Origin of the sequence: Streptomyces sp. NPDC058683 (assembly GCF_042716195.1) — a bacterium.
Taxonomy (GTDB): domain Bacteria; phylum Actinomycetota; class Actinomycetes; order Streptomycetales; family Streptomycetaceae; genus Streptomyces.
On the sequence record NZ_JBHXSK010000033.1, the window covers coordinates 66,898 to 81,848 of the forward strand.

The following is a 14,951-nucleotide window of genomic DNA, read 5'->3' on the forward strand; positions in this document are numbered from 1 at the left end:
CGACGGCGCCTGTCCTCAAGAGGTGCCTGAACTCCCGGCGCACAGTGCGTGGTCGATCAGGGCGCTCGCCGCGTTCTCCTGGGCCAGGATGTGGTCCGGGGTGTCGCCGCGGGCCTCGGACATGGAGACCACGGCGCTGCGCCCGCCGTCCTCGGTGACGCCGTTGAGGGTGATGTAGCCGCCGTCCCCGCCCTCGTGGCTCCAGTAGCTTCCGCCGCAGCTCAGGGGGCGTTCGACGAGGCCGAGCCCGTACCGGCCGCCGGGCCACAGTTGTTGGACCTCGGCGTTCACCGGGACCGTCCGCTTCATCTCGGCCAGTTGGCGTGCCGGGAGGAGGCGGCCGGAGAGCAGCGCGCGGAGGAGGCGGTTCTCGTCGCGTGTGGTCGTGACCCAGGAGAGGTTCTCGGGGTCCACCGGGATCTGGTCGGTGACGTCCACCCGGGAGCCGGGGCCGAAGAACTGGTAGGCCCGGGCGTGCGGCCGGGGCAGGGTGGGCGAGGTGCCCAGCCAGCGGGTCCGGTCGAGGCCGAGCGGGCGCAGGACGCGGTCCTCGACCTCCTGGTGGGCGGGGTGGCCGGTGGCCTTCTGGATGATCAGGGAGAGAAGCACGTAGCCGGTGTTGGAGTAGGCCCAGCCCTTGCCGGGCGGGAAGTCGGGCGCGTGGGCCATGGCGCGGGCGACCAACTGCTCGGGGCGGTGGACGTCGTGGCGCTGCTGGTAGTACTCCTCCGGCGTGGTGTATCCGGGCAGGTCGTCGTGGATGCCGCTGGTGTGCTGCAGCAGTTGGCGGACGGTGATCCGGCGGCCGTCGTTGCCGTTGCCGCGGACGACTCCCGGCAGCCAGTGGTCGACCGTGTCGTCCAGGGACAGCCCGCCCTCGGCCTCCAGCTGGAGGACCACGGTGGCGACCAGCGTCTTGGCCGTGCTGGCCATGCGGAAGTAGCCGTCGGCGGCGACGGGGCGGCCGGTGTCCAGGTCGGCGGTGCCGCTGGTGGCGACCGACTGCCGGCCGTCGGGCGCGATCACGCGGGCCTGCACACCGCTGACGCCGAGGGCGTGGATCGCGTCGGCGTCCCGCTGTAACCGGCCCACCGGGGAGGCGGTGGCGGTGGTCATCCCGGTGGACAGCAGAGCGGCGACACCGAGCGCCATGGCGAGGTACTTGCGCGGAGTCGAAATCATGACTGAACGCTAGGTTTGCCCCTCCTGGGGCGCGATCCGGTCCACCCCAGGATCCAAGTGGGGGATATCCCCCCGGTCCCGGTCCCGGTCGCGGTCGTGGTCGCGGTTGCGATAGGCATCGATCGCCACCCGCACGAACGGCCGGAGCAACGGATTGGCGTCTCCCTCGACCCACGCCACCACCACCCGGCTCGGCCGCATGTCCACGACCGGCACCGTCACGAGCCCGGCGCCCGGCTCGTGGTCGGTCGTCGTCATGCCCACCGTGCCGTTCCACAGCACCGCCTGCCGGCACTCCTGGATCGCCCGCACCACCGGCCCCTCCCGCACCGCCCCGCCGTTCCAGTACGACTGCCAGCGGCCGTCCGTACCCTCCGGGAACCGGAACCACTGCCGGTCGGCGAGGTCGGCCAGCGTCAGGCTCTCCCGGCGGGCCAGCGGATCGTCGGCGCGCAGCAGCGCACCCACCGGGTCGGCCCGCAACTCCCGTACCACCAGGCCGGTTTCGTCGAAGGGCGCGCGGGTCAGGGCGATGTCCACGAGCCCGGCGTGCAGCCCGCAGGTGGGGTCGGTGAGGTCGGTCTCGCGGATCCGGATCCCGACGCCGGGGTGGCGTTCGCGGTAGGCGCGGGCCAGCCGGCGCACGCCGGGATCCGTGCTGTCGCCGAGGAGGCCGACGGTGAGGGTCGTGGCGCCCGCCGCCGTGGCGACCCGTACGCGCAGCCGGTCGGCCCGGTCGAGAAGCGCACGGGCCTCGTCGAGGAGCACGGTTCCGACGGGGGTGAGCGCGACACCGGCCGAGGACCGCTCGAAGAGCGCCGCGCCGATCTCGCCCTCCAGCCCCTTGATCGCACGGCTCAGCGGGGGCTGGCTCATGTGGAGCCGTGCGGCGGCCCGGCCGAAGTGGAGTTCCTCGGCGACGGCCACGAAATAACGCAGCGTCCGCAGCTCGATCCGCTCCGTCCGCTCCATACAGCCACGATACCGATCGGGTATCGAGGCGGCGGAACAGGTCTTGGACAGCCGTACCGCCCCGGCCGTGGAATCGAGGCATGACGACCCACGACCACCCCCACGACCACCACGATGAGCCCGCCGTATCCGTCGTCGGCCCGGACGACGGCGAGGTGCTCGTCCTCGGCACCACCCGGATGCGCGTCCTGGAGGACGGCCGTACCACCGGCCACCGGCTCGGCATCGCCGAGTCCGTGCTCGCGCCGCACACCCCCGGCCCGCCGCAGCACCGGCACGCCGGGCACGACGAGGGTTTCTACGTCATCTCCGGATCCGTGCGGTTCACGGTCGGGGAGGACGACTACGACGCCACCGCGGGCACCCTGGTGATGGTGCCGCCCGGCGCCCCGCACACCTTCGCCAACGTCACCGACGCACCGGCGGTCATGCTCAGCACGTTCACCCCCGACCTGTACGTGCAGTACTTCCGCGAGCTGCGGGACCTGTTCGCGACCGGAGCGGCACCGACCGCGCGGGCGAACGTCGAGGTGATGAGCCGGTACGCCACCGAGCCCGCCTCATGAGCGTCGCGTACTGGACCGTCGCCGGCCTTCTCGCCCTCTTCTACCTCTACGCGGGCGGGCTGAAGGTCGTCCGGAGCCGGGAGCGGCTGCGGCCGATGATGGCGTGGGTGGACAGCATGCCGATGCCGGCCGTGCGGGCGATCGGGACCGTCGAACTGCTCGGCGCGCTGGGCCTGGTGCTCCCGCGTCTGACCGGTGTCGCGACCTGGCCGGCGGTCGCCGCCGCGGCCGGGTTCGTGGTCCTCCAGGTCGGTGCGATCCGGGTCCACCTGAAGACGGGGGACCGTCAGGTCGCCCTCAACGTCACGGTGTTGCTCGCGGCGGCGGTGACCGGCTGGCTGGCGTCGGTGTCCTGATCGTAATTAATCGTTGTACAACTCAGTGAGTCGACCATGAGTCTCCTGTGGCGCGCGGATCAAGGAATCCGCGCTCCCGTTTTCACAGGGGGATCCATTGGACGCCTCAGAAACACCTCCAGAAACACCTCCCGGAAGACCGGGAAGACGCCGTACCGGCGTGCTGATCGCCACCGCCGCCGTGCTCGGCGTCGTCGCCGGCACCTGCGTGGGCTACCTGGTCCAGGCCGACCGCGAGCCCACGGCCCTGCCGTCCCTCTCCCAGCCGTCCCTCGCGCAGGCGAAGGGCGCGGGCCCCGAGCCGCTGTCGGCCGCCCAGGACCGGCAGGTCAAGGTGGACGGCGACCTGCGCAAGCTGCTGCTGAGCAAGCCGAGCGGGGCGCGCAAGGCGCGGTACGCGACGGGCAGCGACGGGTGGCTGGACCTCGCCGGGTACGCGGAGACGTACAAGTCACCGGCAGGTGCCTTCCGCGACCTGGTCGGCGACAAGGAGTTCCGCCGGGCGGCCGTCACCGACTGGCAGGAGAGCGGCGCCTTCAACGTCGAGATCCGGCTGGTCCAGTACCGCCAGGAGGAGACGGGCACGGAGGCCGCCGACGCGGCGGACGACGCCTACTACTACGCCCAGCCGGACGGTGACTACAGCACCGACAGCTGGCCGATACCCGGCACGGGCGACGGCATGGCGTACGTCCACAAGAAGCCCGACACGTCCTATGGCGTGGGCGTGTACTCCGCCGAGGCGCACGCGTGGCGCGGGGACATCGCCATGGAGATCTGGATCTACGACACGAAGCCGATCCCGAAGACCAAGGTGCTGGATCTGGCCAAGCGGCAGATGGAGCGGCTGTGACCGAGAACCCGGAACCGTCCGTGAGCCCTGAGCAGACACCTGTCGAGCCGGTGCCCGCCGAGTCGGGCGCTGCCGAGCCGCCGCTTGTCGAGAAGCGGCCGCGTGACCGTCGTCGTATCGCTGTCGTCGGCGCCGCCGGGGTCCTGGCCGCCGCGGTGCTGGCCGGGGCCGCCTGCACCGTCGTCACCGTCCAGGGCGCGGACCGCGACCCCGGTGCTCCCGTCTGGAGCCTGCCGAAGGCGGCCGAGGAGACGAAGGCGGCCGGCGGCAGCGGTCTCCGGGAAATGCTGCTGCCGTACGACGGCGGCACGTACGGGCGGGGCCCGGACATGGCGGAGTTCGGGTCGGACGTCGCGTTGTCCGGCGAGCAGGCGACCCTGCTGCGCAAGGAGTCGGTCAAGGACCTGCCGCGTTCGCAGCGGCAGCAGCTGGAGCGGCAGATCGACCGGAATCCGGTCAAGGGCATGGCGATGCGCAGCTATGTGCACACGGCCGGGACGCCGGGCTACGAGTACACGATGGAGATCGTGCTGGCGCAGATGGGGAACCAGCGGACGGTCCGTTCCATGGCGGCCGTCCAGAAGGAGCTCATCGACGCGCTGAAGGTGTTCCGGAAGGGCCCGGAGATCGAGGGTTACAAGGACTCGGCCTCGTGCTTCCTGCCGCCGGCCGACTCGGCCGAGAAGCTCGACACGATGTTCTGCACCGGCTTCGTGGGCGACGTCCTGGTCACCGCCACGGCGACCGCGGGCAAACCGCTGGACACGAAGAGCGCGGCGGCCATGCTCCGCACACAGCTCGACCGCATCAAGGAGCCGGGGGCGTCGGTATGACCACGAACGAGTCGCAACAGGTCGTACCGGAGGCGGAGGAGACCGCCGCACCGGAGACCGAGGAGATCTCGGCACGGCCGGGAACCGTCGTCGTGGCTGATCAGCGCGGCGGCGGAGCGAACGGCGGAGCCGGGACCGAAGGCGCGGGTGTGGAGATCGAAGGTGTCGGTGCGGGCGGTGACGGGGGTGGCGGCGGGCGTCGGGCGGTGAAGCTCGGGGGTGTCCTCCGCTGGGTCTCCGCGGTCGTCGTCTTCGCGGTCGTCGGGGCCGGTACGGCCTACGGCGTCACCCGGGCCGACCGGACCGACGTACCCGGGCTCGGCACGCACTCCGACGGACGCTGGACGTACCCCACCCTCGTGCGGCCGCCGCTGCCGTCCGGGAAGCCGGGACCGAACGACGATGCCCGCAACCCGGCCGGGACCCACTTCGCCGACCTGCGGAAACTGGTCCTCCCCGCGCCGGCGGGCGCCACCGCCGACGCGGCGCTCAAGGGGACGGACGGCTGGCTGGCGGCAGGGACGTTCCTCAAGGAGTTCGCCCTCGCCTCAGAACGCGAGGAGATCGGACAGCTGCTCACCGACAACGGGCTGCGGCACATCGCGGCCCGCGGCTGGACGACCGCCGACGGCACGCACACCCGCGTCTACCTGCTGCAGTTCGACACCGCGGCGGTCGCCGACCACCTGCTCAGCGACGAGCTGACGGGGTACGAGGCGCCGAAGTACCGGATACGGGGCGGCGACGTCTACGAGCGCGACCTGGACTTCCCGGTGGCCGCCCACCTCGATGACGTGCACACGGCGCCGATCCGCGAGGTCAAGCCGTACGGTGCCGAGCAGGTCCGGGAGGCCTACCTCGCCTCCGGCGACGCCCTGGCCGTGATCGTCCAGTCCAGGAAGGGCCGGGCACTCGCCGTCCCCTTCCAGCAGACGGTGACCCTCCAGGGCGAACTGCTCGACTGACCTCGCCAAGAGCCCCGGGCCCCGGCCGCGTAAGCTGGGGCCCGGCTCTTGTACGTACGCCCACCCCCGCTCAAGGAGCACCCGTGGAGATCTTCTTCGAAACCCTGCTGGTCCTGGTCTGCGTCGGCGTCATCGCCTTCGCCGGACTGACCGTGAAGAAGCTGTACCAGGGCCAGCGCTGATCCTCACCGCCTAGGAAACCGCCGTCATGATCGAGATTCCGTCCGACCTGCACAAGGACCTGGTTCCGCTCGCCTTCCTGCTGGGCAAGTGGGCCGGCGCGGGCGTCCACGACTTCCCGGGCTCGGAGAAGTGCAACTTCGGCCAGGAGGCCACTTTCAGCCACGACGGGCGTGACTTCCTGGAGTACCACTCCCAGACGTGGGTGCTGGACAACGACGGGAACAAGGTCCGCCCGCTGGAGACCGAGCACGGTTTCTGGCGCATCGACGCCAACCGCAGGGTCGAGGTCACGATGACCCGCGACGACGGTGTGATCGAGATCTGGTACGGCGAGATGGCCGACAAGAAGCCCCAGATCGACCTGGTCACGGACGCCGTGGCCCGGACCGCCGCCTCCGCCCCGTACACCGGTGGCAAGCGCCTGTACGGCTACGTCAAGAGCGATCTGATGTGGGTGGGGGAGAAGCAGACCCCCGAGGTCGAGCTCCGCCCGTACATGTCCGCGCACCTGAAGAAGGTCGTCACCCCGGAGGAGGTCGAGCGCTGGGCCAAGGCCCTTCCCGCCGATATGCCGGACGACGGCATCGCCTTCTTCAAGTAGTTCCCGCAGAGTAGTTCTAGACTTTCGGTGTGGTGAGCACCGACTGGAAGAGCGACCTAAGGCAGCGCGGCTACCGGCTGACGCCGCAGCGGCAACTCGTGCTCGAAGCCGTGGACACCCTTGAGCACGCGACCCCCGACGACATCCTCGGTGAGGTGAGGAAGACCGCGTCGGGGGTCAACATCTCCACGGTGTACCGGACCCTGGAGCTCCTGGAGGAGCTGGGGCTGGTCAGCCACGCCCACCTCGGGCACGGGGCACCGACGTACCACCTCGCCGACCGGCACCATCACATCCACCTGGTCTGCCGCGACTGCGACAACGTGATCGAGGCGGATGTGGCGGTCGCCGCGGAGTTCACCGCCAAGCTGCGGCGGGAGTTCGGTTTCGAGACCGACATGAAGCACTTCGCGATCTTCGGCCGCTGCCAGGACTGCACGCGCAAGAGAGCCAAGGCCGCAGCCGTCCAGACTTCAATTACCGAGTCGTAGGCTTACTCATATGAAGAGCCCCCTGCTGACCCTGCCCGGCGCCGTGCCCGCCGAGGGCGTGGACGAAGGTGTCGCCGCCCACTACGGCGACCTGTTCCGCGAGCAGCGCGCCCTCGCCGACGGCGCCGGTTTCGTGGACCTCTCCCATCGGGGGGTGGTGGCCGTCACCGGTGAGGACCGGCTGAGCTGGCTGCACCTCCTGCTCACCCAGCACGTCAGTGAGCTGCCCGTCGGCGAGGCCACCGAGGCGCTGGTCCTCTCCGCGCACGGCCACATCGAGCACGCGCTGTACCTGGTCGACGACGGCACGACGGTCTGGGCCCATGTGGAGCCCGGCACCGCTCAGGCGCTGATCGCCTACCTGGAGTCGATGAAGTTCTTCTACCGGGTGGAAGTCGCCGACCGGACGGGCGAGTTCGCGGTCGTGCACCTGCCGGCCGGCTCGATCGCCGAGCCCCCGGAGGGTGCCGTCGTACGCGAGACGGCGTACGGCCGTGATCTCTTCCTGCCCCGCGCGGACCTGGAGTCGTACGCGGAGAAGGCGGGCCCGGCGGCCGGGCTCCTCGCGTACGAGGCCCTCCGGGTGGAGAACCACCGGCCCCGCCTCGGCTTCGAGACCGACCACCGCACCATCCCGCACGAGCTGGGCTGGATCGGCACCGCGGTGCATCTGCAGAAGGGCTGCTACCGGGGCCAGGAGACCGTGGCCCGGGTGGAGAACCTCGGCAAGCCGCCCCGTCGCCTGGTCTTCCTGCACCTGGACGGCAGCGACGTGCACCTGCCGCCGCACGGCACGGAGATCCGGCTGGCCGACGACGGCGAGGACGGCCGCAGGATCGGCGTCGTGACGACGTCGGCACGCCACCACGAACTGGGTCCGGTGGCCCTGGCACTGGTCAAGCGCAACGTCCCGGTGGACGCCCGGCTGATCGCGGGAGACACGGCCGCGGCACAGGAAGTGATCGTCGAACCGTAGGAAGCCGGGATTCCGGGTCTTCCCGGGATTCTCCGGATTCCGGGAAGCGCCCTGCGGGATATGCCGTTGACACTCATAATTGGCAACGGGCAGCGACTTCCTGAACACGGTGTGCACGTGTTCGACCCGCCGGTCGGCGTGCCCCCGGGGGAGGCGTCTTGACACCGCAGGAGGAGTTCGCCGAGGCGCTGCGCGTGCGCCGGGAGGCCGCCGAACTCTCCCTCGCCGAGCTGGCCAGACGGGTCCACTACAGCAAGAGCTACCTCAGCCGGGTGGAGAACGGCCTGCGGCCGCCCGGCCGGCTGCTCGCCGAGCGCTGTGACGCCGCCCTGCGGGCCGACGGCGCCCTGCTCGCCCTGCTGCCGCCCGGACCCGAACAGCACGAGAGACGGGACGACGGACGGGACGGGACCGACCGGCCCGTACGCCGGCCGCGCCCCGACCCGGCCCCGCCCGTCCGGCCTGGCCCCAGCGGCTACGGCGCCGAGTTCGACCAGCACATCCGGCGCGGCGACACCCGCCACCTCCTCGGCGAGATGTACGAGGCGGGCCGGCACTACCAGGCCGCCTACGAGGCCGCCGGCGGCGACGAACAGGCCCGTGCCCACGCCGTCGTCCGCAGTGCCCGCCGCTGGTCGGACCCCGGTCAGGTCGACCGCGACCTGCTCTTCCGCATCGACGCCTGCCTGGACGCGCTGGCGGACCGCGAGGACGCGCCCGCCGTGGGACTGCGCCTCCAGCTCACCGCCCACCGGGCCAAGAAGCTCGCCATGGCCATCGGCTACGACACCGCGATGACCGGCGCCGAACCCCGCACCGGCGCCCGGCTGGCCCGCCAGACCCTCGCGGAGCTGCGCGAACTCGGCCGCCGCGCCCCCGGCCTGATCGGCGAGGAGGCCCACTGCGAGGTACTGACCGAGACCCGCTGGGCCCTGTACGACTTCGCACCGGCCCGCGAACTGCTCGCCCTCTCCATCGAACTCCGCGACCTCGCCGTGCGCTCCCACTCCGCCTACTTCCAGGGCGAGGCCCTGGTCGCCCTCGCCATCGACCAGCTCCGCACCGGCCGGGTGGCCGCCGGCGAGGCGACCATCAACCTCCACCGTGAGTACGCCGCCCGGCACCGCAGCCGGCTCGCCTACTGGCAGCAGCGCACCCTGGACGCGCTGATGAGCCTGTGGCGCGGTGAGTTCGCCGCCGCCGCGCAGTGGATCCTCGGGGAGGCCGGGCAGGTGGCGGCCGCGATGGAGGCCGGGCTGTCGATGCCCGCCGACACCCTCGGCCAGACCGTCCTCGGCCAGGAGTTCTGGCTCTGGCACGAACAGGGCCGGCTGGCCGAGCTGTTCGCCTCCCCGCGCATGGCCGGCGTCCAGCAGCACGGCTACTTCCCGGTGTGGCGGGCGGGCCTGGCCCTGGCCCTGTGCGAGGCCGGACGGTACGAACAGGCCGTGGACCAGTTACGGGCGTTCGCCGCCGACACCGACGGGTTCACCCTGTTCCCGCCGAGCGGCTGGGCCCTGCCCACCGCGGCGGTCCTCGCCCAGGTCTGCGCCGCACTGGCGGAGCGCACCGACCGCCAGGGCGAACTGTCCGCGTACGTACCGCCGTTGCGGGCCCTCCTCGACGCGCACGGCGACGAGGTGGTCCTGGCCGGCTGGCCCACCGTCCTGCTGGGCCCCGCCGCCCGCTTCAGCGCCCTGCTCGCCCTGGTCGCCGGCGAACCGGAGACGGCCCTCGGGCACCTGGGCCGGGCCGTACGCCTCGCCCGGCGCTCTCCGGCCCAGATGGCCCGGCTCCGCCTCGACGAGGCCCGCGTCCGGATCCGCACCGGCTCCCCGGCCGCCCGGGCCACCGCCCACGACCTGGCCAGGACCGCGCTGGGCACGGCGGAGGAACTCGGCATGGCGGGCCTGGCCCGCGACTGCCGGGAGCTGCTCACATCTCCAGCAGAACGGTGAACGGCCCGTCGTTCGTCAGCGACACCCGCATCTGCGCCCCGAACCGCCCGGTGGCCACCGTCGCCCCCAGGGCCCGCAACTGCGCCACCACCTCGTCCACCAGCGGCTCGGCCACATCGCCCGGCGCCGCCGCGTTCCACGTCGGCCGCCGCCCCTTGCGCGCATCGCCGTACAGCGTGAACTGGCTGATCACCAGCAACGGCGCGTCGATGTCACTGCACGACCTCTCCTCGGCCAGCATCCGGACCGACCAGAGTTTCCGGGCCAGTTGGGCCGCCTTCTCCTTGGTGTCGTCGTGGGTCACGCCCACGAGCACACACAGCCCCTCGCCCTCGATCGCGCCGACCGTCTCGCCGTCCACGACGACACTGGCGCCGTCCACCCGCTGAACCACAGCTCGCATGCGGACCATCATGCCCGGTGCCCCGGCGGCCCCCGCGAGGGGTCCATTATTGATCCTTAACCTCACATCTAGGGCCGTTCGGGGGCACTCGGTCACATTGCGGCCACTTGGGGTGGCACCATGCTTCCACACGCCGGTCGAGGGGACGGTAGAGGCGTATGAGCACACCGAGTACCGGGCGACTGAAGATGCAGGGCGCGCAGGGCGCGCAGAGCCTGCCCCGGCCGCCCGTACAACGCGGCGAGGGCATCGCACTGCCCGCGGAGCCGCCGCAGCACGACCTGGCCCGCCTGAGCCTGCCCGAACTGCGCGTCCTGCGCCGGGACGCGCAGCGCGACGAGGCCGACCTCAGCTACGTACGACGGCTGCTCCAGGGCCGTATCGACATCCTGCGGGCGGAACTGGCCCGCCGCTCCCCGGCGGGCGCGGCCGCCGTCGTGGACCGCCTTCCGGAGATCCTGACCGACGCACCGGCCCGCCACCGCTCCTCGGCGCGCCACGTCACCCTGGGCACCCCGCACAACGAGGAGTACGGCCGCCTGGCCGCCGACATGCTGGCAGAGGTCGAGCTGTCCGACCTGGCGGCCCGCACGGACCCGGAACTGACGACGGCGATGGGGAGGCTGGTCCGCTACGAGCAGGAGGTGTCGAGACGGCGACAGCGACTGCAGCGGACGGCCGACGACTCCAGCGGGGAGATCGCCAGGCGCTACCGGGAGGGCGAGGCCCAGGTCGACGATCTCCTGATGTAGGGCTCGATTTCCTGGGGGCGCGGGGCTGTACCGATGTGCGGCTGCCGCCGGGTGGGCGCGGCCGGCCCCCACCGGGCCCGCAGCCGAAATTCACTCGGCACCCCCGAAGCGAACACCTACGGTGAACGTATGACCGACGCCGTCGAAGTCCGCCCCATCACCGAACCCGAGCTGGAGGACTGGCACCGGGCCCTGAGGACCGGCTTCCTGCAGCCGCCCGCCCTCACGGCCGACCAACTCGACGCCCGCCGCAGGCAGTTCGTGCCGGGCAGGCTCCTCGGCGCCTTCGACGGCTCCCGCTGCGTGGCCACGTTCCGCTCCTTCGCCCAGGAAGTGACCACCGTCGGCGGAGCGGCCGTCCCCGCCGACGCCGTCTCCAACGTCACGGTCACCGCCACCCACCGCCGCCGCGGCCTGCTCACCCGCATGATGAGCCAGGACCTCGCCGCGGCGAAGGAGCGCGGAGACGTGGTCGCGACCCTGATGGCCGCCGAGTACCGGATCTACGGCCGGTACGGCTTCGGTCCGGCGACCACGATGACGGAGTGGACGGTCGACGCCACGCGGACCGGCCTGGACCCCCGCTGGGCGCGCCCCGAGGACGGCGGCCGGATCGACCTCGTCGACGCCGACGACATCCTCAAGATCGGCCCCGAACTGCACGAACGCATCCGCCGTGCGCAGCCCGGCGCGGTCAGCCGTGACTGGCTGTGGTGGCGGTCGAACACCGGCAAGATCCGCTTCGGCACCGACTGGACCGAGCCGTTCTACGCGGTGTACCGGTCGGCGGACGGCGAGGTGGAGGGCATCGCGTCGTACGAGGCGGACAACCACTGGCAGGACAAGCAGCCCTGCAACACCGCCGACGTGAACTGGCTGCTCGGCGCGACCCCCGCGGCCGAGCGCGCCCTGTGGCACTACCTCTGCTCGATCGACTGGATCACCAAGGTGAAGAGCGGCTTCCGGTCGCCGGACGACCTGCTGCCGCACTACCTGCCCGACCCGCGCGCCGCGCGGATCACCACCCAGGCGGACTGGCTGTGGGTGCGGATCCTGGACGTCGTACGGGCCCTGGAGGCGCGGACCTATGACGTGCAGGGGGCGCTCGTCCTTGAGGTGGTGGACCGGCAGGGGCTGGCCGGCGGCCGGTTCCGGCTGGACGCCTCCCCCGAAGGGGCGTCCTGCACCCCGACCGCCGAAGCCCCGGACCTCACCCTCGACATCGCCGAGCTGGCGAGTGTCTGGCTCGGTGACCGGTCCGTGGTGCGGCTGCACGCCCTCGGCCGGGTCCAGGAAGCGCGAGTGGGCGCCGCCCGGAAGGCCGACGCCCTGCTGCGCACATCCGGGCGTCCCTGGTGCCCGGACATCTTCTGAGACGGTCTCCCTTCTTCCGGCGACGGTGCCTGAATCACCTTGTTCAGATGTGCTCATCCGTAGCGAGCTGTGAAGTTGTGGCTGTGCGGTTCTGCGGATGTTCAGTTGTCGGTGTTCAGTTGTGACTGTGCTCAGGTGCTGTGCGTTGGTCGTGCGCCTCGGCGGTCGCCCTGGTGACCGGGCTCCCGGCTCCCCTCCGGAAGGGAACCCTGTCGGCCAACCACCGAGGAAGTGTGACCATGTTGCAGAAGTTGGTGGCCAACTTCACTGTACTTATCTCCACTTGGAAGCGACTCATAACCACCTTCCCGGGAACTGCCGAAAGATGGCGGGAAGTTGTACTGTTTGTCCGTGGACCCGGAACGCGCCTCCGCCAGAGAGCGGGAGAGGCCACAGCGGCCTCTGGCGTCACACCGAACGGTGGCCGACGCGCTGCGCACCCAGATCAGGTCAGGGGTGCTGCGGCCGGGCCAGCGCATGCCCACACAGGCCAAGCTGGCCGACGAGTTCGGCGTCGAGCGCGGGGCCGTGCGGCAGGCGCTGCGCATCCTCCAGTCGGAGCATCTGCTCACCAACGCGTCGAAGGGCGCGCCGGCGACGGTCGCCCCTGATCCGGGGCCGATCCGGCTGGCCATGGGCCCGGAGGCGCCGCCGCAGCCCACCATGGTGGCCCTCACCTCCCGGATAGAGGAGGCCTTCGCGGCCCCGCAGGTGCGGATCGACGCGCTCTGCCTGACCTCGGTCTCGCTCAACCTCGCGCTCGGCGAGCCGCTGCGGCTCATCCACGCGGGGCGCCTGGAACCGGCCAAGATCGACGTCCGGGTGCTGCTGCCGAGCCGGAACATCGACCTCGCGTTCCCGACGGCGCTGGACGCCTCGGACGAGGAGGCGGTGCACAACCGCTGGCTGGCCCAGCGCAACGCCCAGGGCCAGGTGCTCCGGCACAACCTGCTGGCGCTGCGCGCGACGCACGGCATCGACGTCCAGGTCACCTTCCGGGCCCTGCCGTTCACCCCGCCGGTCAAGTTGTACCTGCTCAACGGGGTGGAGGCGTTGCTCGCGTACTACACGCTGGGGCGCCACGAGCGGGAGATCGGCCACGAGCACCTGCAGACGTACGACGCCGAGGGCACGCGGTCGATGCTCTTCGCGTTCGAGCAGGGCGCGGGGCTGCGGGACACCGCGTTCGTGGACCAGTCCACACGGTGGTTCGACGCCCTGTGGGAGACGATCAGTTCGGAGTTGCAGCTGACGGCCTAGCCCTCACAGCGCGGGACCGGTGAGCAGCAGGGCGAGCAGGACCGCGCCGACGGAGCTGACCGCCGGGCTCTTGGCCTTGATCCCCACGGTGAGCAACAGCAGACCGATAATGCCAGTGGCACCGTACTTCGACTGGACCATCTGTTCGAAGCCGAAGACGAAGGCGGCGGAGAGAAGTGCGAGGGCGGCAGGCATGGCGGTTCCCCCATCGTCGGGAAGCAAAGCTTCCACCAACTCGACCAAGTTGGTTACCAACTATGCTTAAGTTGTCCCCAGTTGGTTGGGACTTATAAACAACTTTCAAACAACTCCCGCCAAATAAATCGAAGTTGTAGCGTTTGGTCGTGACTCAGGAGAACGTGGCAGTGAACGGCGCAAGCAGACTCACTCACCAGGAGATCGCCGACATCCTGCGGAAGCGCATCCGCAGCGGTGACCTCAAGGCGGGCGACCGGCTTCCCACACAGGCCGAGTTGGCCGACGAGTTCGGCGTGGAGCGGGGCACCGTGCGCCAGGCCGTGCGGGTACTGCAGGACGACGGTCTCCTCAGCAACGTCACCAAGGGCAGCCCGCCGCGGATCGCCGTACCCGGCCCGCGGCCCCATGACGAGCCCCAGCCGACGATGGTCGGCCTCGGCCCCCGCATGACGGAGGCGTTCGCCGCCCCGCACGTCCGCATCGACGCCGCCTGCCTCACCGCCCAGAGCCTGCTGCCGGCGCTCGCCGAGCCCCTGCGCCTGATCCACGAGGGCCGGATCCGCCCCGAGAGCATCGACGTCCGCGTCCTGCTCCCCGGCCGCGACATCAACCTCGCCTTCCCGGTCCCGGTCGAGGGCGACGACGACGTCGTCCACAACCGCTGGCTCGCCATGCGCAACGCCCAGGGCCAGGTCCTCCAGTACAACCTCCAGTCCCTGCGTTCCACCCACAAGATCGAGGTCAACGTCACCTTCCGGGCCCTGCCGTTCACCCCGCCGGCCAAGCTGTATCTGCTCAACGACGCGGAGGCGCTGTTCGGGTACTACATGGTCATGCGCCGCGAGGAGCTCACCGACAGCGGAATGCTGGACATGTACGACGCCGTCGGCTCCGAGTCACTGCTCTTCTCCTTCGAGAAGCGGGCAGGTCACCGGGACGCCGCGTTCGTGGAGCAATCGCAGAAGTGGTTCGACGCCCTCTGGGAAACCATCACCACGGACCTGACACTCTCCTAGTGACTTCTGATA

17 protein-coding genes are annotated in these 14,951 nt (G+C 71.0%); 13 read left to right on the forward strand and 4 right to left on the reverse strand.

All coding sequences use genetic code 11. The features are described from left to right. Positions 1 to 15: 15 nt before the first annotated feature. Positions 16 to 1,182, reverse strand: coding sequence for a serine hydrolase domain-containing protein (locus ACFWXC_RS32180; protein ID WP_384484006.1), 1,167 nt, complete (start codon positions 1,180 to 1,182; stop codon positions 16 to 18). A gap of 9 nt (positions 1,183 to 1,191) precedes the next feature. Next, a complete protein-coding gene (locus tag ACFWXC_RS32185) occupies positions 1,192 to 2,136 on the reverse strand; it encodes a LysR substrate-binding domain-containing protein (RefSeq protein ID WP_384484136.1) in 945 nt (314 codons plus the stop codon). Positions 2,137 to 2,234: 98 nt separating this feature from the next. On the opposite strand from ACFWXC_RS32185, the gene ACFWXC_RS32190 reads away from it, so the two are divergent. The 9 genes from ACFWXC_RS32190 (at position 2,235) to ACFWXC_RS32230 (ending at position 9,936) form a co-directional block, all read left to right on the forward strand. After that, positions 2,235 to 2,720, forward strand: coding sequence for a cupin domain-containing protein (locus ACFWXC_RS32190; protein ID WP_362561582.1), 486 nt, complete (start codon positions 2,235 to 2,237; stop codon positions 2,718 to 2,720). Beyond that, positions 2,717 to 3,076 (forward strand): DoxX family protein, encoded by a 360-nt coding sequence (locus ACFWXC_RS32195; protein WP_384484008.1) that lies wholly within the window; start codon positions 2,717 to 2,719, stop codon positions 3,074 to 3,076. The genes ACFWXC_RS32190 and ACFWXC_RS32195 overlap by 4 nt, the downstream gene beginning before the upstream one ends. A 160-nt stretch (positions 3,077 to 3,236) precedes the next feature. Next, positions 3,237 to 3,929 (forward strand): hypothetical protein, encoded by a 693-nt coding sequence (locus tag ACFWXC_RS32200; RefSeq protein ID WP_384484010.1) that lies wholly within the window; start codon positions 3,237 to 3,239, stop codon positions 3,927 to 3,929. Further along, complete coding sequence (locus ACFWXC_RS32205) at positions 3,926 to 4,762, forward strand: hypothetical protein (RefSeq protein ID WP_384484012.1); 837 nt, start codon at positions 3,926 to 3,928, stop codon at positions 4,760 to 4,762. Before ACFWXC_RS32200 ends, ACFWXC_RS32205 begins: the two co-directional genes overlap by 4 nt. Continuing rightward, complete coding sequence (locus ACFWXC_RS32210) at positions 4,759 to 5,727, forward strand: hypothetical protein (RefSeq protein WP_384484014.1); 969 nt, start codon at positions 4,759 to 4,761, stop codon at positions 5,725 to 5,727. Before ACFWXC_RS32205 ends, ACFWXC_RS32210 begins: the two co-directional genes overlap by 4 nt. Before the next feature lie 208 nt (positions 5,728 to 5,935). Further along, entirely contained in the window at positions 5,936 to 6,511 is a 576-nt protein-coding gene (locus tag ACFWXC_RS32215; RefSeq protein WP_362561570.1) for an FABP family protein, read from the forward strand. 29 nt (positions 6,512 to 6,540) lie between these two features. After that, positions 6,541 to 7,002, forward strand: a complete 462-nt coding sequence (locus ACFWXC_RS32220) for a Fur family transcriptional regulator (protein ID WP_384484017.1) — start codon at positions 6,541 to 6,543, stop codon at positions 7,000 to 7,002. 10 nt (positions 7,003 to 7,012) lie between these two features. After that, positions 7,013 to 7,978 (forward strand): YgfZ/GcvT domain-containing protein, encoded by a 966-nt coding sequence (locus tag ACFWXC_RS32225; RefSeq protein ID WP_384484019.1) that lies wholly within the window; start codon positions 7,013 to 7,015, stop codon positions 7,976 to 7,978. A gap of 158 nt (positions 7,979 to 8,136) precedes the next feature. Then, a complete protein-coding gene (locus tag ACFWXC_RS32230; RefSeq protein WP_384484021.1) occupies positions 8,137 to 9,936 on the forward strand; it encodes a helix-turn-helix domain-containing protein in 1,800 nt (599 codons plus the stop codon). On the opposite strand, the gene dtd is transcribed toward ACFWXC_RS32230, so the two are convergent. After that, entirely contained in the window at positions 9,914 to 10,339 is a 426-nt protein-coding gene (gene dtd / locus ACFWXC_RS32235; protein WP_351708993.1) for a D-aminoacyl-tRNA deacylase, read from the reverse strand. The genes ACFWXC_RS32230 and dtd overlap by 23 nt on opposite strands. A 158-nt stretch (positions 10,340 to 10,497) precedes the next feature. On the opposite strand from dtd, the gene ACFWXC_RS32240 reads away from it, so the two are divergent. From ACFWXC_RS32240 to ACFWXC_RS32250, 3 genes are all read left to right on the forward strand, one after another. Beyond that, on the forward strand, positions 10,498 to 11,091 hold the full coding sequence (locus ACFWXC_RS32240; RefSeq protein WP_384484024.1) for an aerial mycelium formation protein: 594 nt from the start codon (positions 10,498 to 10,500) through the stop codon (positions 11,089 to 11,091). A 129-nt stretch (positions 11,092 to 11,220) separates the two neighbouring features. Beyond that, on the forward strand, positions 11,221 to 12,465 hold the full coding sequence (locus tag ACFWXC_RS32245; protein WP_384484026.1) for a GNAT family N-acetyltransferase: 1,245 nt from the start codon (positions 11,221 to 11,223) through the stop codon (positions 12,463 to 12,465). Between the two features lie 345 nt (positions 12,466 to 12,810). Then, positions 12,811 to 13,725: a GntR family transcriptional regulator gene (locus ACFWXC_RS32250; protein ID WP_384484028.1), complete on the forward strand. Its 915-nt coding sequence runs from the start codon at positions 12,811 to 12,813 to the stop codon at positions 13,723 to 13,725. 3 nt (positions 13,726 to 13,728) lie between these two features. On the opposite strand, the gene ACFWXC_RS32255 is transcribed toward ACFWXC_RS32250, so the two are convergent. Continuing rightward, positions 13,729 to 13,920, reverse strand: a complete 192-nt coding sequence (locus ACFWXC_RS32255) for a hypothetical protein (protein ID WP_351746974.1) — start codon at positions 13,918 to 13,920, stop codon at positions 13,729 to 13,731. Between the two features lie 143 nt (positions 13,921 to 14,063). On the opposite strand from ACFWXC_RS32255, the gene ACFWXC_RS32260 reads away from it, so the two are divergent. After that, positions 14,064 to 14,939 (forward strand): GntR family transcriptional regulator, encoded by an 876-nt coding sequence (locus ACFWXC_RS32260; protein ID WP_384484030.1) that lies wholly within the window; start codon positions 14,064 to 14,066, stop codon positions 14,937 to 14,939. The last annotated feature ends 12 nt before the right edge of the window (positions 14,940 to 14,951 follow it).

Bases quoted from the DNA above. Each gene is read 5' to 3' on its own strand.
- ACFWXC_RS32225 (WP_384484019.1), top strand. From the start codon at position 7,013: ATGAAGAGCCCCCTGCTGACCCTGCCCGGCGCCGTGCCCGCCGAGGGC.
- ACFWXC_RS32245 (WP_384484026.1), top strand. From the start codon at position 11,221: ATGACCGACGCCGTCGAAGTCCGCCCCATCACCGAACCCGAGCTGGAG.
- ACFWXC_RS32210 (WP_384484014.1), top strand. From the start codon at position 4,759: ATGACCACGAACGAGTCGCAACAGGTCGTACCGGAGGCGGAGGAGACC.
- ACFWXC_RS32255 (WP_351746974.1), bottom strand. From the start codon at position 13,920: ATGCCTGCCGCCCTCGCACTTCTCTCCGCCGCCTTCGTCTTCGGCTTC.
- ACFWXC_RS32180 (WP_384484006.1), bottom strand. From the start codon at position 1,182: ATGATTTCGACTCCGCGCAAGTACCTCGCCATGGCGCTCGGTGTCGCC.
- ACFWXC_RS32190 (WP_362561582.1), top strand. From the start codon at position 2,235: ATGACGACCCACGACCACCCCCACGACCACCACGATGAGCCCGCCGTA.
- ACFWXC_RS32215 (WP_362561570.1), top strand. From the start codon at position 5,936: ATGATCGAGATTCCGTCCGACCTGCACAAGGACCTGGTTCCGCTCGCC.
- ACFWXC_RS32195 (WP_384484008.1), top strand. From the start codon at position 2,717: ATGAGCGTCGCGTACTGGACCGTCGCCGGCCTTCTCGCCCTCTTCTAC.
- ACFWXC_RS32240 (WP_384484024.1), top strand. From the start codon at position 10,498: ATGAGCACACCGAGTACCGGGCGACTGAAGATGCAGGGCGCGCAGGGC.
- dtd (WP_351708993.1), bottom strand. From the start codon at position 10,339: ATGCGAGCTGTGGTTCAGCGGGTGGACGGCGCCAGTGTCGTCGTGGAC.